The organism is Microbacterium testaceum, assembly GCF_020781835.1.
Taxonomy (GTDB): Bacteria; Actinomycetota; Actinomycetes; order Actinomycetales; family Microbacteriaceae; genus Microbacterium; species Microbacterium testaceum_H.
This window is the reverse complement of the sequence record NZ_JAJGNJ010000001.1, coordinates 327,350-347,100: the sequence shown is the minus strand read 5'-3', so window position 1 is coordinate 347,100 and position 19,751 is coordinate 327,350. Positions and strand designations below refer to the sequence as shown.

Annotated in this window: 16 protein-coding genes; 11 read left to right on the top strand and 5 right to left on the bottom strand. The window is 71.8% G+C overall.

The features are described from left to right. Positions 1-125 precede the first annotated feature (125 nt). Positions 126-1,244 (bottom strand): zinc-binding alcohol dehydrogenase family protein, encoded by a 1,119-nt coding sequence (locus tag LL239_RS01660; protein WP_228161698.1) that lies wholly within the window; start codon positions 1,242-1,244, stop codon positions 126-128. Positions 1,245-1,328: 84 nt separating this feature from the next. On the opposite strand from LL239_RS01660, the gene LL239_RS01655 reads away from it, so the two are divergent. The 3 genes from LL239_RS01655 to LL239_RS01645 all read left to right on the top strand — a co-directional run bounded on the left by LL239_RS01655 (position 1,329) and on the right by LL239_RS01645 (position 4,066). After that, the gene (locus tag LL239_RS01655) at positions 1,329-1,895 is read left to right on the top strand and encodes a TetR family transcriptional regulator (protein ID WP_228161697.1); all 567 of its coding nucleotides are present in this window, start codon (positions 1,329-1,331) and stop codon (positions 1,893-1,895) included. Positions 1,896-2,007: 112 nt separating this feature from the next. Further along, on the top strand, positions 2,008-3,324 hold the full coding sequence (locus LL239_RS01650; RefSeq protein WP_228161696.1) for an MFS transporter: 1,317 nt from the start codon (positions 2,008-2,010) through the stop codon (positions 3,322-3,324). 49 nt (positions 3,325-3,373) lie between these two features. Further along, complete coding sequence (locus LL239_RS01645; RefSeq protein ID WP_228161695.1) at positions 3,374-4,066, top strand: GNAT family N-acetyltransferase; 693 nt, start codon at positions 3,374-3,376, stop codon at positions 4,064-4,066. Positions 4,067-4,069: 3 nt separating this feature from the next. Here LL239_RS01645 and LL239_RS01640 read toward each other — a convergent pair whose 3' ends face one another. Further along, positions 4,070-4,279: a multidrug transporter gene (locus LL239_RS01640; RefSeq protein ID WP_228161694.1), complete on the bottom strand. Its 210-nt coding sequence runs from the start codon at positions 4,277-4,279 to the stop codon at positions 4,070-4,072. Between the two features lie 7 nt (positions 4,280-4,286). After that, positions 4,287-5,093, bottom strand: a complete 807-nt coding sequence (locus LL239_RS01635) for an SDR family oxidoreductase (RefSeq protein ID WP_228161693.1) — start codon at positions 5,091-5,093, stop codon at positions 4,287-4,289. Positions 5,094-5,422: 329 nt separating this feature from the next. Here LL239_RS01635 and menC point away from each other — a divergent pair, with 329 nt between their 5' ends. The 4 genes from menC to LL239_RS01615 all read left to right on the top strand — a co-directional run bounded on the left by menC (position 5,423) and on the right by LL239_RS01615 (position 9,977). Then, positions 5,423-6,556, top strand: coding sequence for an o-succinylbenzoate synthase (menC, locus tag LL239_RS01630; protein WP_228161692.1), 1,134 nt, complete (start codon positions 5,423-5,425; stop codon positions 6,554-6,556). A gap of 79 nt (positions 6,557-6,635) precedes the next feature. Next, a complete protein-coding gene (locus LL239_RS01625) occupies positions 6,636-8,024 on the top strand; it encodes a glycine--tRNA ligase (protein WP_228161691.1) in 1,389 nt (462 codons plus the stop codon). A 142-nt stretch (positions 8,025-8,166) separates the two neighbouring features. Next, a complete protein-coding gene (locus LL239_RS01620; RefSeq protein WP_228161690.1) occupies positions 8,167-9,177 on the top strand; it encodes an ATP-binding cassette domain-containing protein in 1,011 nt (336 codons plus the stop codon). Further along, entirely contained in the window at positions 9,174-9,977 is an 804-nt protein-coding gene (locus LL239_RS01615) for an ABC transporter permease (protein ID WP_228161689.1), read from the top strand. Before LL239_RS01620 ends, LL239_RS01615 begins: the two co-directional genes overlap by 4 nt. On the opposite strand, the gene LL239_RS01610 is transcribed toward LL239_RS01615, so the two are convergent. Next, positions 9,974-12,829, bottom strand: a complete 2,856-nt coding sequence (locus LL239_RS01610) for an ATP-binding protein (RefSeq protein ID WP_228161688.1) — start codon at positions 12,827-12,829, stop codon at positions 9,974-9,976. The genes LL239_RS01615 and LL239_RS01610 overlap by 4 nt on opposite strands. A 10-nt stretch (positions 12,830-12,839) precedes the next feature. Further along, positions 12,840-13,847, bottom strand: coding sequence for a LacI family DNA-binding transcriptional regulator (locus LL239_RS17950; protein ID WP_228161687.1), 1,008 nt, complete (start codon positions 13,845-13,847; stop codon positions 12,840-12,842). Positions 13,848-14,046: 199 nt separating this feature from the next. Between LL239_RS17950 and LL239_RS01600 the strand changes: the two genes are divergently transcribed. From LL239_RS01600 to LL239_RS01585, 4 genes are read left to right on the top strand one after another with little or no spacing between them, the layout of a single operon-like run. Next, positions 14,047-15,291, top strand: coding sequence for an MFS transporter (locus LL239_RS01600; protein ID WP_228161686.1), 1,245 nt, complete (start codon positions 14,047-14,049; stop codon positions 15,289-15,291). After that, positions 15,288-16,916, top strand: a complete 1,629-nt coding sequence (locus LL239_RS01595; RefSeq protein WP_228161685.1) for an amidohydrolase — start codon at positions 15,288-15,290, stop codon at positions 16,914-16,916. The genes LL239_RS01600 and LL239_RS01595 overlap by 4 nt, the downstream gene beginning before the upstream one ends. Beyond that, on the top strand, positions 16,913-17,947 hold the full coding sequence (locus tag LL239_RS01590; protein ID WP_228161684.1) for an agmatine deiminase family protein: 1,035 nt from the start codon (positions 16,913-16,915) through the stop codon (positions 17,945-17,947). Before LL239_RS01595 ends, LL239_RS01590 begins: the two co-directional genes overlap by 4 nt. Beyond that, a complete protein-coding gene (locus tag LL239_RS01585) occupies positions 17,944-19,635 on the top strand; it encodes an amidase (protein ID WP_228161683.1) in 1,692 nt (563 codons plus the stop codon). The genes LL239_RS01590 and LL239_RS01585 overlap by 4 nt, the downstream gene beginning before the upstream one ends. Positions 19,636-19,751 lie beyond the last annotated feature (116 nt).

The following is a 19,751-nucleotide window of genomic DNA, read 5'->3' as shown; positions in this document are numbered from 1 at the left end:
GAACCTACTCCCGGATGCCGCGGAACGACGATCCGCATTGCGCCGTGTGGCATCGGATGGTGTCTGCGGTGACCTGCACACCCTCGCCCCCGCCCCACCCCGCTGAACGGCACGCGGCCCGCGAGCTACACGCGGACGACCAGCTTGGATGCCGAGACCCCGGCCCGCTGACGGTCGAGCGCGCCCTGGATCTCCGCGAGGCCCTCACCGACGACGAGCGGTTCCGGCATCGGGCGGAGGCTCCCGTCGGCGAGCGCGCGCGGGATCACCGCACCCCACAGCGTCGGTCCGACCTCGTCGTCGCGCAGGCTGCTGCCCCACACGAACCCCGCCCGGATGCCGGCGCGTCGGGCGCGGAGTGTCGACCGGACCGTGGTCAGACCGATGCGCGTGAAGACGGGGAGCATCGCGGGGAAGAGGTGCCGCCGACCGACGAGCTCCGCGAGGGACACGGGCGTGCTCGCCATGGCCAGCCGCGTGCCGCCGGTGCGACGGAGGACCTCGATGCACGCGTCGGTCGAACCCGCGCCGAGGGCGACCGCGCCGACGACCGGGCGGCCTCCGATCGCGGCGACGAGGTCGTCGACGGCGGTCGCAGCGCGGTAGTCGACCACCGCGTCGGCGCCGAGGGACCGGACGGTCGGAGCATTGCGCGGCGAGGCCGTGGAGACGACGTCGTACCCCGCGGCGCGGGCGAGCTGGATGGCGTTCATCCCGACGCTGGTCGATCCGCCCCACACCACCACGACGCCGCCCTGACCGTCCGCCGTCTCGCCGGTCGGCATCCGGAGTCCCAGGTGGGCGGGCTGGAACAGCGCGCAGGCGGCGGTCGACACGCCGAGTGGGAAGACGGCGGCCTGCTCGTCGGACAGCGCGTCGGGGAGGGGGGCGGCGAGGCGTTCGAGCAGGACCGTGTACTCCTGGAACGCGCCTTCGCGCAGGGGATCGCGGCCGCGGTCGGTTCCGGTGGCGAGACCGAACACGCGTTGGCCGACGCGGAACCGCGTCACGCCCGAGCCGACCGCGACGACCTCGCCGGCGACGTCGGACCCGAGGACCGCGGGGGTCCGCAGCCAGCGGTACGTGACCCGGCTCGTGCCCTGGATGACCCAGTCGACGGGGTTGATCCCCACGGCGCGCACCCGCACGAGGATCTCGTCGGCGGCCGGCTGCGGGACGGTCGCGCTGACCACGTCGAGCGGCGCGCGCGGGGCGGGCAGCACGGCGGCGGAGTGAACGGACATGGATGCCTCCCACGCGTGATGACACTGAGTGTCTTCACTGTAGTCCATCGATGACACTGCGAGTCATCACTTATGCTCGTCGACATGGCGAGGTGGGCACCGGACACGAGGGAGCGGCTCCGCTCCGCAGCGCTCGAACTCTTCGCCGAGCGAGGTTTCGACGCGACCACGGTGCCCGCCATCGTCGAACGGGCCGGACTCACGCGTCGCACGTTCTTCCGGCATTTCAGCGACAAGCGCGAGGTGTTCTTCGGCGACGACGAGATCCCCGCGCTCGCCGCGGCTGCGGTCGCCGCCGCGCCCGCTGGTGCGACACCGTTCGCCATCGCCTGGGAGGGTTTCCACCGCCTCGCCGCCGAGCGGTTCGAGCCGCGGCGCGCGCAGATGCAGGCCGCTCGCCGCTTCATCGAGTCCGAGCCGGCGCTGCGCGAGCGCGACCTCCAGAAGCAGGCCGACCTCCGTGACGCCCTGCGCGACGGATACATCGCCCGCGGCGCCGATCCTTTCGCGGCGCGCGTCACCGCGGGAGTCGCGGTCGAGCTGCTGCAGATCGCGCTCGAGCAATGGCTGGCGGACGACGCAGGTGCCCCGCTGACGCAGCACCTCGCCGCGGTCCGCGCCGGAATGTCCGACGTCCTCGCCGAGGACTGAGGCGAGCGGGGCGTCGACCGAGGTCGCATCGACCCGCCGTGTCGGTGCCCACGGCTAGCCTGGGGGATGCCGCCTCCCGTGGCATCCGTCCCTCTCTCCCCCAGGACTCGCCGTGATCAGCACCCTCGAACGCCCCGGCTGGCGCACGTGGACGCTGTGGGTGGTCGGGGTGTTGGCGTACGTCGTCTCGATCATCAACCGCACGTCGCTGTCAGCGGTCGGTGTGGATGCCGCGACGCGCTTCCAGGCGGACGCGTCGGCGTTGTCGATGTTCGCCGTCATCCAGCTGTTCGTGTACGGCGCGATGCAGATCCCCGTCGGCCTGCTGCTGGACCGCTACGGCGCGCGGCCCATGATCGCGATCGGCATGGTGCTGATGGCGGCGGGTCAGCTGGTGATGGCCTTCGCCGATGCGGTGGGGATCGGCATCCTGGCCCGCGTTCTCATCGGGGCGGGCGACGCGATGATCTTCCCGAGCGTGCTGCGCGTCATCGCGACGTGGTTCCCGGCGCAGCGCGCCCCGGTGCTCGTGCAGCTCACCGGCATCATCGGCCAGCTCGGTCAGATCGTCGCCGTCGTGCCGCTGGCCGCCCTGCTGCACGCCACGAGCTGGAGCGTCGCGTTCGGCAGCGTTGCGGGACTTGGCGTGCTGTTCGCGGTGCTGACGTACGCGATCATCCGCAATCGCCCGCCCGAACGGCGGGACGACCCCGTCGACACGTCGGTCGACACGCAGACCGGAGCGATCCGCGTCGTGAAATCGTCCGCCGATCTGCGGCAGGGATTCCGCGAGTCGTGGGCGCACCCGGGCACGCGACTCGGGTTCTGGTCGCACTTCACCACGCCGTTCGCCGGCACCGCGTTCATGCTGCTGTGGGGGTTCCCGTTCCTGACCACGGGTGAGGGCCTCGCCCCGCCGACGGCGTCGCTCGTGATGACGTCCCTGGTGCTGTTCAGCATCCTGAGCGGTCCGGTGATCGGGGCACTGTCGAGCCGGCATCCATCTCGACGCTCCCGATGGCTGGTGCTTCCCACGGTCGTGTTCCAAGCCGTCGTCTGGATCGTCGTGATCGTCTGGCCGGGGCAGGCGCCCCTGTGGCTTCTGGTGGTGCTGATGTTCGCGCTGTCCACCGGTGGTCCGGCCTCGATGATCGCGTTCGACCACGCGCGCACGTTCACTCCGAGTCACCGCCTCAGCACGGCGACCGGCATCGTCAACGGTGGCGGATTCCTCGCCGCACTCCTCGCGATCCTCTTCATCGGAGTCGCGATGGACGTCCAGGGCGCCGGCACCCCCGAGACGTACTCCCTGGATGCCTTCCGCTGGGCGTTCCTCACCCAGGTGCCGCTGTGGCTGGTCGGGGGCATCGCGATCGTCGTCGAGCGCGGACGCACGATCCGCCATGTCGGGGGAGTGCTGCCGCGCTGACGCGACGAGCGGCACGGCGGGACGGCATCCCGGGTGCCAGACTCGACGCATGAGCACGACCGGCATCGACATCCGCCCGCTGGACACCCTGGAGGCGATCGAGGCCGGGTCCCGGCTGTTCGACGAGGTGTGGGTCGGCGATCGCGCGACGATGCCGTCGAACATCCTGCGGGCGCTCGAGCACTCCGGCAACTACGTGGTCGGGCTGTACGACGGCGACGAGATCATCGGCGCGTCCGCGGCGTTCTTCGGGCCGCCCGCTGAGCGCACGATGCACTCGCACATCACCGGCATCCTGCCCGGGTACCAGGGGCGCGGGCTCGGACGGCAGCTCAAGGCGCATCAGCGCGAGTGGGCGCTGGAGCGGGGGATCGGACGCATCACCTGGACGTTCGATCCGCTCATCCGCCGCAACGCCCACTTCAACCTCGCGATCCTCGGCGCCCGCGCGACCGAATACCTGGTGAATCAGTACGGCGAGATGCCGGACGACGTCAACCGCGGCGACGAGTCCGACCGGCTGATGGTGTCGTGGGCCGTGGCCGAGCCGCCGTCGCCGACGCCCCGCGACGACGAGGTGCGCGCGATCGTCGAGATCCCCGATGACGTCGAGACGCTCCGCCGCAGCGACCCGACGGCCGCCGCCGAGTGGCGGTACCGCGTGCGTGACGCGCTGCGGGAGCACCTGGCATCCGGTCTCCGCATCGGCGGCGTCGACCGGCGCGGTTACCTGCTGGTCTGAGCGTCAGTCGCCCGAAACAGGCTCGTCTCTCTCGGCGGCGGGATCGCCCTGCCCGGGACCCGGACGCACAGCGGCGTCGTCGCGCACGTCGATGCGGGTGACACCGTCGTGCTTCGTGACATCGAAGCGCGGCGCGGCATCCTCTTCCGTCGCCTTCGGGGCGCTGGTCAGCTGGTCGTGACGGTTCTCTTCGAAGCTCTTCTCGTCGCTCATCGCGTCCTCACTCTCCGGCCGAACGCCACGCGTCCGACTCCATGTGCGATCCCGCCTGCGGGCCCATCTGCAGCATCCCGCCGTCGACGACCCAGCTCGCACCCGTGACGTACGACCCCGACGGCGAAGCCAGGAACCGGATGACGTCGGCGATCTCGGTCGGCTTTCCGGGGCGGCCGAGCGGGATGCCGGGACGGTGGACGCGGTCGGCATCCTCGGGGTCCATGTCGTTGATGGGCGTGGCGATCTCGCCCGGCGCGACGGCGTTCGCGGTGATGCCGTACTGCCCGAGTTCGAGCGCCATGGTCTTGATGAGCCCGCCGAGGCCGTGCTTGGCCGCGACGTACGGCGCCGACCCGACGCGCGGCTGGTGCTCGTGCACGCTCGACACCGCGATGAGGCGTCCGCCGTTGCCGGCCTTCACCATCCGCCGGGCGGCCGTGTGCAGGGCGAGGAAGGCGCCGTCGAGGTTCAGCGCGATGTCGGTGCGCCAGGTGTCGAGGTCGAGGTCGAGGAACGGTCCGCCGATGCCGCCACCGGCGTTGTTGACGAAGACGTCCAGCCCGCCGAGGTCGTCGGCCATGGCGTTCACCGCGCCGGGCACAGAGGCGAAATCGGTCGCGTCGAACTGCGCGACGATCGCGCGGCCGCCTCGTGCTCGGACGCCCTCGGCCGTCTCCTCGGCGCCGTCCTTGTCGCTGTGGTACGTGATGGCCACGTCCATACCGGCCTCGGCGAGCGCGAGGGCGGTGGCGGCGCCGATGCCCGAGTCCGAACCGGTGACGATCGCGTGACGGGGAGTGAAGTCGCTCATGACCGCGACGCTACGCGGGGGTTCCCGTCGCGACAGCGGCCTTGCCACGCCGCGCGCGAGGGGTTACGGCGGCAGGCGCAACTCCTGCAGAACCGGTTGGTGCCTTGGCATCCGGGTCGTGCCGGGGTTGTTGTGCCGGAGTTGTGCGGCTGATCGGGGGCATGACGGAGGGGATGCGGGTGCGGGTCCGTGGATGCCGCGTACGAGGGGTTGCGGGAGGCGTAACTCCTGCAGAACCGGTCGGTGCCGTGGCATCCGGGTCCGTGCGTGGGTCGAATTGCCGGAGGTGTGCGGCTGGTCGGGGACACAACGCCGGATACCCTGCCCTCATGCCGCCCCGCACCCCCGCCGCCCCCGTGATCCTGGATGCCGTCGAGCTGCGCGTCCTGCAGATCCCCCTGGTGTCGCCGTTCACGACGTCGTTCGGCACCGAGACCGTGCGCGAGGTGATCGTCGTCCGCGCGGAGACCGCCGACGGCGTCGGCTGGGGCGAGGTCGTCACGCAGGCGGAACCCTCCTACTCCAGCGAGTACACGCACGGCGCGTGGGACGTGCTCACCCGCTTTCTCGCGCCGGCCCTGCTCCAACGCCGCACGCTCGCGCCCGAGGAGGTCGCCGGCACCCTTGCTCCGGTCGTCGGGCACCGCATGGCCAAGGCCGGACTCGAGCTCGCCGTGATCGACGCCGCACTGCGCGCCGAGGGCCGCAGCTTCGGCGAGTACCTCGGCGCGGAGAAGGAGCGCGTGCCCTCCGGCGTCTCGGTCGGGATCCAGCGCGACCCGGCCGCGCTCGTCGACGCGGTGGCGGCGTACCTCGACGAGGGCTACGTGCGCATCAAGATCAAGATCAAACCGGGCCGTGACATCGACGACACCGCCGCCGTGCGGGCGGCTTTCGGTGGCATTCCCCTGCAAGTGGATGCCAACTCCGCGTACACCCTCGCGGACGCCCCGACGCTGGAACGGCTCGACGCCTTCGACCTCCTGCTCATCGAGCAACCGCTGCAGGAGGACGACATCGTCGACCACGCGACCCTGGCCCGGCGGCTCTCCACCCCGATCTGCCTGGACGAGTCGATCGTGTCCGACAAGGCCGCCGCCGACGCGCTGCAGCTCGGTGCCGCGGCGATCATCAACATCAAGGCCGGGCGGGTCGGGGGCTACCTCGAAGCGCTCGCGATCCACGACCGGTGCCGCGCCGCCGGGATCCCCGTGTGGTGCGGCGGCATGCTCGAGACCGGCATCGGGCGGGCCGCCAACGCCGCGCTCGCGGCGCTCCCGGGTTTCACGCTCCCCGGCGACATCTCGGCATCCGCCCGCTTCTACGACCGCGACATCGTGACGGAGCCCGCCATCATCGAGGACGGCCACGTGCGCGTCCCGACTGGACCGGGGCTCGGCGTCGAGATCGATGAGGCGGCGCTCGACGCGTTCACGGTGCGCACCGAGCGGATCGCGCGATGAGGCGCGGCGCCGCTCGATAAACTAGAGTTCCCGCGCGTTTTCGCGGCATCCCACCGCTTTCCCGACCATTGGAGCCACCGTGGCCGAACAGTCCCGCCTCGACAAGGTCATCTCGCTCGCTCGACACCGCGGGTTCGTGTTCCAGGCCGGTGAGATCTACGGCGGTTCGCGTTCGGCGTGGGACTACGGCCCCCTCGGCACCGAGCTGAAGGAGAACATCCGTCGGCAGTGGTGGCAGACGTTCGTGCGCGGCCGCGGCGACATGGTGGGGCTGGATTCCAGCATCATCCTGCCCAAGCGCGTGTGGGAGGCGTCGGGTCACGTCGCGACGTTCACCGACCCGCTCGTGGAGTGCCTGCACTGCCACAAGCGCTTCCGCGCCGACAACCTCATCGAGGACTTCGAGGCCCGCAAGGGCCGCAAGGCCGAGAACGGCCTCGCCGACATTCCGTGCCCCAACTGCGGCACGAAGGGCCAGTACACCGAGCCGAAGGCGTTCTCGGGGCTGGTGAAGACCTACCTCGGCGTCGTCGACGACGAGTCGGGCCTGTACTTCCTGCGGCCCGAGACCGCGCAGGGCATCTTCGTGAACTTCTCGAACGTGCTCACGGCATCGCGTCGCAAGCCCCCGTTCGGCGTCGGTCAGGTGGGCAAGGCGTTCCGCAACGAGATCACCCCCGGGAACTTCATCTTCCGCACGCGCGAGTTCGAGCAGATGGAGATCGAGTACTTCACGCCCCCGGCGGAGGCGCAGGAGTGGTTCGAGCACTGGGTCGAGGCGTGCTGGAACTGGTTCGTCGAGCTCGGGATCGACCCCGAGAACATGAAGCGCTTCGATGTCCCCGAAGAGGATCGCGCGCACTACTCGGCAGGCACGATCGACGTCGAGTACCGCTTCGGCTTCCCGGGCAAGGAGTGGGGCGAGCTCATGGGCGTCGCCAACCGCACCGACTACGACCTGAAGAGCCACTCGGATGCCTCGGGCTCGAGCCTGACGTACTTCGACCAGGCGTCGGGTGAGAAGTACACCCCGTACGTCATCGAGCCCTCGTTCGGTCTGACGCGCGCGATGATGGCGTTCCTCGTCGACGCGTACCGCGAGGAAGAGGTGCCTAACGCCAAGGGCGGCACCGACACCCGCACGGTGCTGAAGCTCGACCCGCGCCTGGCGCCCGTGAAGGCCGCCGTGCTGCCGCTGTCGCGCAACGAGCGCCTGTCGCCCCTGGCCCGCGAAGTCGCCGACACGCTGCGCTCGGCCGGCTGGAACGTCGACTTCGACGATGCCGGCGCGATCGGCCGCCGCTACCGCCGCCAGGACGAGATCGGCACGCCCTACTGCGTCACCGTCGACTTCGACTCGCTCGACGACAACGCCGTGACCGTCCGCGACCGCGACACGATGGGCCAGGAGCGCATCCCCCTCGACGGCCTGCACGCTTACCTGGCGGAGCGCCTGCGCGGCGCCTGAGATCAACGACAGAGACCGGATGCCATGACCCGGGGTCATGGCATCCGGTCTTCTTCTTCGGTGTCCGCCCGTGACAGCGCCGTGACAGCACCGCCCCCGCCGTGACAGCGGCGCGACAGGGCGCCCGGCGCATCCTGTCGTCATGACCACCTCAACCACCCGCGTTCCCGCGGTGCGAGCCGAAGGGCTCGTCAAGACGTTCGGCTCGAACAGGGCCGTCGACGGCGTTGACCTCGTCGTCGAAGCCGGGACCGTCTACGGCGTTCTCGGCCCCAACGGTGCCGGCAAGACCACCACCATCAGCATGCTCACGACGCTGCTGCGTCCCGACGGCGGGCGGGCCGAGATCTTCGGCCACGACGTCGTGAAGGACGCGCACGTCGTGCGGCAGCTCATCGGCCTCACCGGGCAGTTCGCCTCCGTCGACGAGAAGCTCTCGGCCACCGAGAACCTCGTCATCTTCGCGCGCCTGCTCGGGCTCTCCCGCGCCGATGCCCGCCGCAAGGCGACGGAGCTCCTCGAGGAGTTCGGCCTCACCGAGGCCGCCTCCCGGCCGCTCGCGAAGTTCTCCGGCGGCATGCGCCGGCGACTCGACCTCGCGGCATCGCTCATCGCCCAACCGCCGCTCATCTTCCTCGACGAGCCGACCACGGGCCTGGACCCCCGCACTCGCGGACAGATGTGGGACACGATCCGCCGCCTTGTGTCGACCGGCTCCACGGTCGTCCTCACCACGCAGTACCTCGACGAGGCCGACCAGCTCGCCGACCGCATCGCCGTGATCGACCGCGGACGCGTCGTCGCCGAGGGCACGGCGCTCGAGCTCAAGGCATCCGTCGGTCAGGCGTCCCTGATCCTGCGGCTGCAGCCGGGCTCCGATCTCGAGGTCGCGCGCGCCACGATCGGACGGGTCCTGGATGCCACGGCCATCGTGTCCCCGGAGGCGGCACGCCTCACGGTGCCGATGTCCGATCCGGACCAGGTCACCGATCTGCTCGTGGCCTTCCGCGACGCGGGGGTGCACCTGAGCGAGTTCAGTGTGCAGCAGCCCACGCTCGACGAGGTCTTCCTCACCCTCACCGGCAGCGGACTGCCGGCCGACGACGATGCGGCGCGCGAGAGCGCCGCCGACCTGGAAGGAGTCCGCGCATGACCACGATCGCGATCCCGCGCGACCTGCCCCGTACCGCGGGGCTCGGTCAGACGGTCCGCAACACCGTCACCATGGCGTGGCGCGGTCTGCTGAAGATCCGTCGCACGCCCGAACAGCTCATCGACGTCACGGTGCAGCCGATCCTGTTCACCCTGATGTTCACGTACATCTTCGGCGGCGCGATCGCCGGCGACGTCGCGAGCTACCTGCCGATCGTCATCCCCGGCATCCTCGTCCAGACGGTCATCACGACCTCGGTCGTGACGGGCGTGCAGTTGCGCGAAGACATGGACAAGGGCGTGTTCGACCGGTTCCGGTCGCTGCCGATCGCGCGCATCTCGCCGCTGTCGGGGGCGCTGCTGGCCGATACCGTCCGCTACGCGATCGCCACGACGCTGACGTTCACCATGGGGTACATCATGGGGTTCCGGCCCGAAGGCGGCTTCGGCTCGGTCGTGCTCGCGGGCATCCTCGTGATCGTGTGCTCATGGGCGATCAGCTGGATCTTCGCCTTCTTCGGCGTGATCGCCCGGACCGCGTCGAGCGTGCAGGGCGTATCGATCCTGATCCTGTTCCCGTTGACGTTCCTGTCGAACGCGTTCGTGCCCGCGAACACGATGCCGTCGTGGCTGCAGTGGTTCGTCGACATCAATCCGGTGTCGCATCTGGTCACCGCGGTGCGCGACCTGGTCAACAGCGGAACGCTCGGCTCCGACGCGGTCCTGTCGCTCGTCGGCGCGGCCGTCATCGTGGCGGTGTTCGCGCCGCTCACGGTCCGCGCCTACATGCGCAAGGCCTAGTCGAGCAGGGCCGCGAGCACGTCGGCATCCACCTGGCCGACGTCGGCCGGCGGGATGCCGGGCGCGGACGCCGGAACTCCTCCGGTGTCCGCGCCGAGGCGTTCCTCGACCCATCGGCGGAACGGGGCGCGCTCGTCGGCGGCACCGCGGACGGCGTCGGCGCGCGCGAGTGCTTCTCGGGCCGCGCCGGGGCGTCCCTCCGCGGCGTTCCACCCCGCGACGGACACCAGGACCGCGGCGACGATCGGGTGGTCGCGCGATCGCACGGCCAGCGGCACGGCCGCGCGCAGAGCCTCCCGCGCCTGGTCGTTTCGTCCGAGCAGCAGCAGCGCCTCCGCCCGCTGCGCCGCGCACCAGGCGGTGACCTGCTCGGGAAATCCCGGATCGAGGTCGATCAGATCGGCCCGGCGCAGCGCGGCCTCACCGTTCCCGGCGGCGACCTCGACTTGGGTCGCCGCCATCTGCACCTGCGTCAGGGCGCGCACAGACCCGTCGCTGGCGGCGACCGCCTCCATCTCCGCGATACGCGTGCGGGCCTCATCGAGTCGATCGAGTCGGAGCAGGATGCCGACGGCCTGCGCGCGTTGCTGCAGGAGGTCGGATGCCGAGGACAGTCCGGCCACGATCTCGGCGGCGTGGTCGCTCATGGCGAGCGCCTCCTCGAGCCGGCCCGCGAGCACGAGCCATTCCGAGCGCAGCTGGCTGGCGATGCCGGTGCCCCACGGATCCCCCACCTCGGTGAACAGCCGCAGCGCCCTCTCGCTCTCGCGTCCCAGCGCGTCGGTGTCGCCGGCGTTCTGCGCGGCGCCGGCGCGCATCATGTGCAACGTCGCCTGTGACCACGGTGGCGCGGAGTCGATGTCGGTCGCCGAGACGTCGACGTGCCACGCGCGCCCCGTGTGGGCGTCCTGGGCGTGCAGCACCGTTTCGGCGAGACGGAGGAGCGGGGCCGCGAGGACACTCACCTCGGATGGATGCCGTGCCGCTGCCGCCTCGAGCTGCGCACGGCGCGCGGCGAACGCAGCCGCATCGGTCTCGACGGCCCGGCCGAATTCGGGGAAGGACGTCGAGAACAGTGCCAGCGCCTCGATCACAACGCTCGGCTCGTCGTCGAGCGGCGCCTCCGGGTCGGCAAAGGTCGCCAGGGCGGGGCGCAGCTCGTCGGTGCGTTCGCGCACCGCCCACGGCCACAGCAGGGCTCGCAGCAGGCGGCGGCCGGCACGTCGGTCACGTCCCGTCGCGCAGGTGCGCAGGGCGGACGAGAGGTTCTCTTCGTTGGCGTCGAACCACGCGAGCCCGGCACGCAGCCCGGGCCCGCGCATCCGAGTCTCCTGTGCGGTCGCGAGTGTCGTCAGCACGTCGGCCGCGCGCTCGCGGAAGGCGGTCTGCGCGCCCTCGGCGCGCAGCCGGTCGAGTCCGTACTCGCGCACCGTCTCGAGCAGGCGGAAGCGCCCGTCGCGCCGGACGAGCAGCGAGCGGTCCACGAGGGCGTCGAAGACCGTGGCATCCACGTCGAAGGCCTGGGCCACGACGGCGGCATCGCCGCTGCCGACCCCGTCGGGGAACACCGCCGCGGCCTTCAGGGCGACTCTCTCGGCGTCGGTGAGGGTGTCCCAGCTCCAGTCGATCAGTGCCCGCAGGGTGCGGTGCCGGTCGGGGCTCAGGCGCGGCCCGTGCGACAGCAACGCGAAGCGGTCGCTCAACCCGGCGTCGATCTCGGTGAGCGTGAGCGTCCGGGCGCGGGCCGCGGCGAGTTCGATCGCCAGGGGGAGACCGTCGAGCCGCTGCACGATGCTCTCCGCGACCCCGCGTTCCTCGGGGGACGGAGGGGTGCCGCGGGCCGACCGCACGCGTCGGGCGAACAGCTCGTCGGCGTCGAGGGCGGGCAGAGGCCCGAGGTCCACGAACGCCTCGCCGACGATCCCCAACGGTTCTCGACTCGTCGCGAGGATCCGCAGGCCCGGAGTGCTCCCGAGCAGCGTGTGCGCCACCTCGGCGGCTTCGAGGATCACGTGTTCGCAGTTGTCGAGCACGACGACGACGTCGCGACCGGAGACGGCGTCGAGCACGCGCTCGCGGGAGCTCATCGGTGCGCCCCCCGAGGTCTCGGTCAGGCGGATGCCGTGCCCCACCGCTCCCGCGAGAGCCGCCCACACCTCACCCGGCGCGGCCGGGGCGAGTTCGGCGACGAGGGCGTCGGGGGCGCCGCGCACGCTTTCGAGCGCGAGCGTCGTCTTGCCGGCGCCGCCCGGTCCGATCAGGGTGACCAGCCGGTCGGTGGCGAGGCGGTCACGGATCGCGTCCAGCTCGGTCGCCCGCCCGACGAGCTCGGCGATCGCGGCGGGCACGGGTGCCGGTGTCGTGGTGGCCGGTGCAGGGGCGGTGATCGGTGCGGCGGCGGCGAGGCGTTCGGCGTGCCCGCGGTCCTGCCACAGGTCGCGCACCAGCCAGTCGAAGCCGTCGTGCGGTGTCCAGGGGTCTCCGGTCCACAGCGCGAGCGCCTCACGTGCGAGCCCCGCGTCGCCGTGCCGGCGGGCGTCGGCGACGAGGTCCTGGAAGCGGGTGATGTCGACCTCTTCTCGGGGGAGATCGAGCCGGTAGCCGCCGGGGACCGACGCGAGCAGTCCCTCGGGCAGGGTGCGCCGCAACCGGGAAGCGAGCGACTGCAGCGCCGCGCGCGGGTCTTCGGGGGTGTCCGACGGCCACACGTCGTCGGCAAGAGCGCGATAGCCGACCGCGGTTCCGGCGTCGACGGCGAGGCGCAGCAGCAGCGCCTGTTGCCCGCGTCCGGGGACGGTTCCCTCGTCCGCGCCCGACGACACGGAAAGGCCGCCGAAGAACCTCACCTGCACGGTGTTCACTTTAGGTCGGGCGGACTCGCGTCGTACTCGCCCGCACGACGAGCCGCGGTTGCGTGACCCGGACACGGTCGTCGAGGCCGTCGGCATCCCACACCTCCGCCAGGAGCGCCACGCAGGCCGCGCCGAAATCGCGGGGTTCGAGGTCGAACGACGTCACGCTCGGGGCGAGCAGGGCGTGCATGGGTTCGTCGACGTACGCGGCGAGGAGCAGATCGTCGCCGATGCGGCGCCCGGCGCGCGCGACGGCATCGAGCGCGGGGGCAGCGGATCCGCTCGGCACGACGACGAGTGCGTCCACGTACTCTGTCGCGAGCACGTCGGTGACGGCGTCGGCGACCTCGTCGGTGGTGGGGACGAACGCGATGCGTCGCGAGATCGGAAGACCGCCGCGCCCGGCGATCCACGCGTCGTATGCGCGCGCGATGTCGTGACTCCACGCCGTGCCCTCCGGGGGCAGCACCGCGCCGATGCGCCGCGCCCCGGCATCGGAGAGGTGGTCGAGGAGGCGGGTCATCGCGCTCGCGTGGTCGGAGACGACGCTCGCGCTGACCCGGTCGTCGCCGCCGACCATGTGCTCGCCGCTGACGACGGGACGCCCCGTGTCGAGGATCGCGCGGATGCCGGCATCCTCGGTCGTCGCATCGACGACGACGTAGCCGTCGACGAACGCGGTGGGCGCGGAGGCGTCGCCGGGGCCCCGGTGGGGGAGCAGGATGACGGAGAGTCCGAGGCGGTCGGCGGCATCCACCACGCCGAAGGCGAACTCGGTGTAGTACGGCAGCCGCGTCGACCCGGGCGGGAGGTAGAGGCCGACGGCGCCGTAGCGGGCCGTGCGCAGGCTGCGCGCCGGAACGTTCACGGTGTAGTTCAGCTCGCGGGCGACGGCGAGCACGCGGTCGCGCGTCTCGGGCGAGACCCCCGGCTTGTCGCGCAGCGCGAAGGACGCCGCCGCGATGGAGACGCCCGCGGACGCGGCCACGTCGTGGAGCGTCGGCTTTCGAGGGGTCACGTGTGCCGACGCTACCCGACGGTTCGACCGGGTCTTGCGCTGCCCGGAACTTAAACGTTTAATGTTCCTGAAACACCATCGACGCCGGAACCGAAACACTCGGTCCGTAGCCTCGGCCTCATCCGGTCGCGATCAACGACGATTCCGACCGGGGCCCACCCCGCACCGCCGGTCCGCCGGCGCCCCCGAAAGGTCTCCCGTGTCTTCCACCACCCGCGACACCGCCGCCGTCGCCGCCACTGGCTCGACCCGCGTTCCGCTGCGCCTTCCCACCGCGAGCTCGACGTTCATCGTCGGCATCGCCGGGTACCTCGGCGTCAACCTCTCGCCGTACATGATCATCGCCGTGCAGGAGGGCCTGGGCGCCGACGTGCTCACCGCGAGCTGGCTCGTCACCGGTGTCCTGCTGCTCACCGCCCTCACGGGTCTCGCCGTGGCCCCGCTGTGCGCCGGGCGCTCGCGCCGAACGGTCGCTCGCGCGGGTCTGCTGCTCGCCGTCGCCGGCTTCGGCCTCGCCGCTCTCGTCCCGGTTCTGCTCCTCCCGGGTCTCCTCGTCGGTGGGGTCGGCGCGGGTGGGGCGGTCGCCGCCTCGGGCGCCGCGATCGCGGCGTTCCGCAATCCCGACCGGGTCGCCGGCTTCTACGGCCTGGCCAACCGCGGCATCATCACCGTCGTCCTCGCGGTCGTGCCGATGATCGGGCTCGCCCCGATCGACGTGTTCGGGTCGATGGCGGTGTTCAGCCTCGTCGCTCTCGTGCTCGTGATGTGGCTGCCGGGCGCTCCCGCCGCCCCGGTGCACGCCGAAGCCGCCGTGCGCCAGGAATCGTCGGCGGCGACGCGGCGCACCGCGCCGAAGCCTTCGCGCACGGTCACGATCGCGGGCATGACGCTGCTGGTCGTCTTCGCCCTGTGGGCCGCGAGCGAGGACTCGCTGTGGGCCATGGCCGGTGTCATGGGCGCCGATCAGACCGGGCTCACGCCCGAGGGACTCGGCATCGCGCTCTCCGGCGCCACCGCGGGCGGTCTGCTCGCCTCGATCGGACTCATGATCGTCGGTGACCGCTGGGGCCGTGGCATCCCTCTGGTCGTTCTTCTCGTGCTCGGTGGCATCCTGAAGATCGTCCAGGGCACGATCTCCGACCCCACGCTCTTCGTGGTCGTCTTCATCGTCTGGAACACCGTCTACGCGCTGGTCTTCGCCTTCTTCATCTCGACGTCGGCCGCCCTCGACGCCGACGGGCGCTGGTCGGGCCCGCTCCTGGCCACCTACCTCGTCGGCTCCGCGCTCACTCCCGTGATCGGGGCGAACCTCGTCGAGGCGCTCGGCTACCAGGGCTTCACGATCGCCCTCGCGATCGCGAGCTTCGTGCTCGCCGTGCCCGCCGGCATCATCGGTCTTCTCTCGCGGCGCCTCGAGCGTCAGGGGGCGGGGGTGGCCGCATGACCCGCACGGTCTACCGCGGCGGCCGTATCTTCACCGCCGATGCCGATCCCGACGCGCAGTGGACGCACGCGGTGGCAGTCGAGGGGGAACGCATCGTCGCGATCGGCGATGCCGCCGAGACCGGTGGAGGCGCCACGGTCGACCTCGACGGCGCGCTCGTGCTGCCCGGGTTTACCGATGCGCACACGCACCTGCTCATGCTGGGTGCCTCGCTCGGCCAGGTCGCTCTCACCGATGCGCGCACGCTCGGCGACATCCAGGAGCTGCTGCGGGAGGCGCGCGCCGCCGACCCCGACGCCCCGGTGCTGCGCGGTCGCGGCTGGCTCTTCGACTCCGTGCCGGGCGGAGCCCCCACTGCGGCGATGATCGACGCCGTCGTGGCCGACGTGCCGGTGTACCTGGATGCCAACGACTACCACTCCTGTTGGGTGAACACCGCCGCTCTCGCGGAGCTCGGCATCACCCGCGACATCCCCGATCCGCTCGGGGGCGCCATCGGCCGCGACGAGCACGGCGAGCCGAACGGCATGCTGTTCGAGACCGCGGCGGTGCAGTACGCCTGGGGCCAGCGCGATGCCTCGATGACGGATGCCGACCGCGACGAGGCCGTGGAACGGGTGCTGGCCGCGTACTCGGCTGCCGGGGTGACGGGCGTGGTCGACATGGCGTTCGATGAGCACGCGCTCGCCGCGTTCGAGCGGGCCATCGAGCGTCACGGCGGAGAGCTGCCGCTGCGCGTGTCGGCGCATTGGCTGCTCGAGAACACCGGCGACCTCGACCGCAACCTCGCGCAGCTCGACCGGGTCGTCGAGCTCGCGGCCCGCCCCGCCTCGCCCTGGCTGCGAGTCGTGGGCGTGAAACTCATCCTCGACGGCGTCATCGACGCGTGCACCGCGGCGATGGGCGCCCCCTACGCCGACGGCTCGAACGCCGAGCCGATCTGGCCGCTCGCCGACCTCGCCCCGATCGTCGCGGCGGCCGACGCCGCGGGTCTCCAGATCGCGATGCACGCGATCGGCGACGCGGCGAGCGACGCCGCGCTCACCGCGATCGAGCGGGCGATCGAGGCGAACGGCGACATCCCCCGTCGCCACCGCCTCGAACACCTGGAGTACGCCGCGCCCGGTACGGCCGAGCGCATGGCGCGGCTCGGGGTCACGGCATCCCTCCAGCCCGTTCACGCCGACCCGGCGATCTTCGCGAACTGGGCCGCGATGCTCGGCGACGAGCGGGTGGAGCGGGCATTCGCCTGGCCCGAGTACGAGGCGGCGGGAACGCTCCTGGCCTTTTCGACCGACGCCCCCACGGCCCCGCACGACGCGCTCGCGAACATGTATGTCGCTGCGACGCGCGCCTCGGCGCTCGATCCGTCGGTGCCGGCGATCCACCCGCAGTACGCGCTGCCCCTGGATCGCGCGATCGCGCACGCGACCCGGGATGCCGCAGCCTCGGTCGGCGACGCCGAGTGGCGCGGACGACTGGCCCCGGGCTTTGCGGCCGATCTCGTGGTGATCGACACCGACCCGTTCGCCGCGGGCACGGCATCCCTTCTCTCCGCCCGACCCGTGATGACGATGGTGGCAGGATGCGAGACCTTCACCGCCGTACGAGAGGAACCCCGATGACCTGGCGCATGCCGAGCGAGACCGCCCCGCACACCCGCACGTGGATGGCGTTCCCGAGCGAGGGTCCGACCCTGGGAGAAACGGATGCCGAGCGGGAAGCGGGCTACGCCGCGTGGGCCGCGGTCGCCCACGCCGTCGCCGACTTCGAGCCGGTGTCGATGCTCGTCGACCCGAGCGAGCTGACCCGTGCCCGACGGATGCTCGGCGGCGGGATCGAGATCGTCGAGGCACCCGTGGACGAGTTCTGGCTGCGGGACTCGGGTCCGACGTTCGTCGTCGACCCCGAGCGGCCGGGCGCCCTCGGCGCGGTGGACTGGATCTTCAACGGCTGGGGCGATCACGACTGGGCGGTGTGGGCGAAGGCCGCCGAGCACGCCCGGATCATCGCCGAGGCCACCGGGGCCGAGCTCGTGTCGTCGACCCTGGTCAACGAGGGCGGCGGCATCCACGTCGACGGCGAGGGGACGGTGCTGCTCACCGAGACGGTGCAGCTCGACCCGCGGCGCAACCCGTACGCCGACCGTGCGCGGGTCGAGGCCGAGATGCTCCGTACCCTCGGTGCCACGCACGCCGTGTGGCTCCCGCGCGGACTCACCCGCGACTACGGCGACTTCGGCACGAGCGGGCACGTCGACATCGTCGCGACGCTGCCGTCGCCCGGCGTGGTGCTCCTCCACGACCAGCGGAACCCCGCGCACCCCGACCACGCCGTCTCGGCGGAGCTGCGCGCGTTCCTCCAGACGCAGACGGATGCCTCGGGCCGCGCGCTCCGGATCGTCGATCTGCCCGCACCGGCCACCGTCCGCGACGCCGAGGGCGACGTCGACTGGAGTTACGTCAACCACCTCGTCGTCAACGGCGGCGTCATCGCGTGCGGCTTCGGCGAGGACGAAGCGGATGCCACAGCTCGCGGCATCCTGGAGGAGGTCTACCCGGGTCGCCGGGTCGTGACCGTCGACGCCCGCGAGATCTTCGCGCGCGGCGGTGGCATCCACTGCATCACCCAGCAGCAGCCGGAGGTGACGGCGTGATCGACGTCGTCGAGGCCTCCATCGCCAGCCTCGCCGCCGCTCTCGCCGAGGGCCGCACGACCGCCGTCGAGCTCGTCGAGGCGCACCTCGCGCGCATCGACGCGTACGACGGACCCGACACCGAGACGAAGCTCAACGCCGTCGTCGTGCGGAACCCCGACGCGCTCGCCGAGGCGGAGGCATCGGATGCGCGCCGGGCCGCGGGCCAGTCGCGGGGGCTGCTCGACGGCATCCCATACACGGCGAAGGACAGCTACATGGTGCGCGGCCTCACGGTCGCCGCGGGGAGTCCGGCGTTCGCCGACCTCGTCGCGAAGGGCGACGCGTTCACGATCGCGCGGCTGCGTGAGGCCGGGGCCATCTGCCTGGGCCTGACGAACATGCCGCCAATGGCGAACGGCGGCATGCAGCGCGGGCTGTACGGCCGCGCCGAGAGCCCGTACAACGCCGACTACCTGACGTCGGCGTTCGCGTCGGGGTCCTCGAACGGCTCAGGCACGGCGACCGCCGCGTCGTTCGGCGTGTTCGGGCTGGGCGAGGAGACGTGGTCGAGCGGCCGCGCCCCCGCGGCGTGCAACGGCCTGTGCGCCTACACGCCGTCGCGCGGCCTGATCTCGGTGCGCGGCAACTGGCCGCTCGTGCCGACGATGGACGTCGTCGTGCCGCACACCCGCTCGATGGCCGACCTGCTCGCGGTGCTCGACGTGATCGTTGCCGACGACCCCGAGACGCGCGGCGACTTCTGGCGTGCGCAGCCGTGGGTGTCCCTCCCCGCGGTCGAGGAGGTGCGGCCGCCGTCGTTCGCGGAGCTCGCCGGCCGACCGTCGTTGCGGGGCAAGCGCATCGGCATCCCGCGCATGTTCGTCGGCGCTGATCCGCTCACCGGGACGGGTTCCCGCGGGGTCGGTGGGCCGACCGGTGAGCGAATCGAGCCGCGGCCGTCGCTCCTCGATCTGTGGGCGGTCGCTCGGGCCGACCTGGAGGCGGCCGGCGCCATCGTGGTCGACTGCGATTTCCCGCTCGTGAGCACCTACGAGGGGGATCGTCCCGGTGCGCCGACGATCCGGACGCGGGGGCTGGTGTCGGAGGAGTTCCTCGACCGCGAGATCGTCGACCTCTCGGCGTGGGCGTGGGACGACTTCCTCCGCGCCAACGGGCATCCGGGTCTGGCGTCGGTCGACGGGGCCGAGATCTTCCCGCACCCCGCGGGCGCGCTGCCCGACCGGTACACGGGCTTCGACGACGACATCGCTCTCTACCCGGCGCACGTCCGCGAGCACCCTGTCGCTTCGTTCACCGAGATCCCCGAGCTCGCTGCCGGTCTGCGGGGTCTCGAGGAGACCCGCCGCCGCGATCTTGAGGAGTGGATGGATGCCAACGGCTTCGCCGCCGTCGTCTTCCCGACGCTCACGGATGTGGCGCCGTCGGACGCCGACGTGAATCCCGCGTCGGCCGACATCGCGTGGCGCAACGGCGTGTGGGTCGCGACGGGCAACCTCGCGATCCGCCACTGCGGGGTGCCGACGGTGACAGTGCCGCTGGGGACGCTGCCGGACATCGGGATGCCGAGCGGCCTGACGTTCGCGGGTCGCGCGTACGACGACGCGGCGTTGCTGGCGATGGCCGCCGCGTTCGAGGCGCTGCGTCCGCGGCGGACGGTGCCGCCGCGGACGCCGGCGCTGGGTTAGAAGGCGCAGGGGGCTCGGGGCAGGTCGCAGTTTGGGGCGCAGATCGTGCAGTGGGGCGAGAGAAATCGGCCCCACTGCACCGATCGCGCCCCCGAACCTAAGGCCGCGTCAACCGG

What these genes read in the sequence shown, in the direction of transcription:
- LL239_RS01660 (WP_228161698.1), bottom strand. Translation starts at nt 1,244, where the DNA reads ATGTCCGTTCACTCCGCCGCCGTGCTGCCCGCCCCGCGCGCGCCGCTC.
- LL239_RS01655 (WP_228161697.1), top strand. Translation starts at nt 1,329, where the DNA reads ATGGCGAGGTGGGCACCGGACACGAGGGAGCGGCTCCGCTCCGCAGCG.
- LL239_RS01645 (WP_228161695.1), top strand. Translation starts at nt 3,374, where the DNA reads ATGAGCACGACCGGCATCGACATCCGCCCGCTGGACACCCTGGAGGCG.
- LL239_RS01640 (WP_228161694.1), bottom strand. Translation starts at nt 4,279, where the DNA reads ATGAGCGACGAGAAGAGCTTCGAAGAGAACCGTCACGACCAGCTGACC.
- LL239_RS01635 (WP_228161693.1), bottom strand. Translation starts at nt 5,093, where the DNA reads ATGAGCGACTTCACTCCCCGTCACGCGATCGTCACCGGTTCGGACTCG.
- menC (WP_228161692.1), top strand. Translation starts at nt 5,423, where the DNA reads ATGCCGCCCCGCACCCCCGCCGCCCCCGTGATCCTGGATGCCGTCGAG.
- LL239_RS01620 (WP_228161690.1), top strand. Translation starts at nt 8,167, where the DNA reads ATGACCACCTCAACCACCCGCGTTCCCGCGGTGCGAGCCGAAGGGCTC.
- LL239_RS01615 (WP_228161689.1), top strand. Translation starts at nt 9,174, where the DNA reads ATGACCACGATCGCGATCCCGCGCGACCTGCCCCGTACCGCGGGGCTC.
- LL239_RS01595 (WP_228161685.1), top strand. Translation starts at nt 15,288, where the DNA reads ATGACCCGCACGGTCTACCGCGGCGGCCGTATCTTCACCGCCGATGCC.
- LL239_RS01590 (WP_228161684.1), top strand. Translation starts at nt 16,913, where the DNA reads ATGACCTGGCGCATGCCGAGCGAGACCGCCCCGCACACCCGCACGTGG.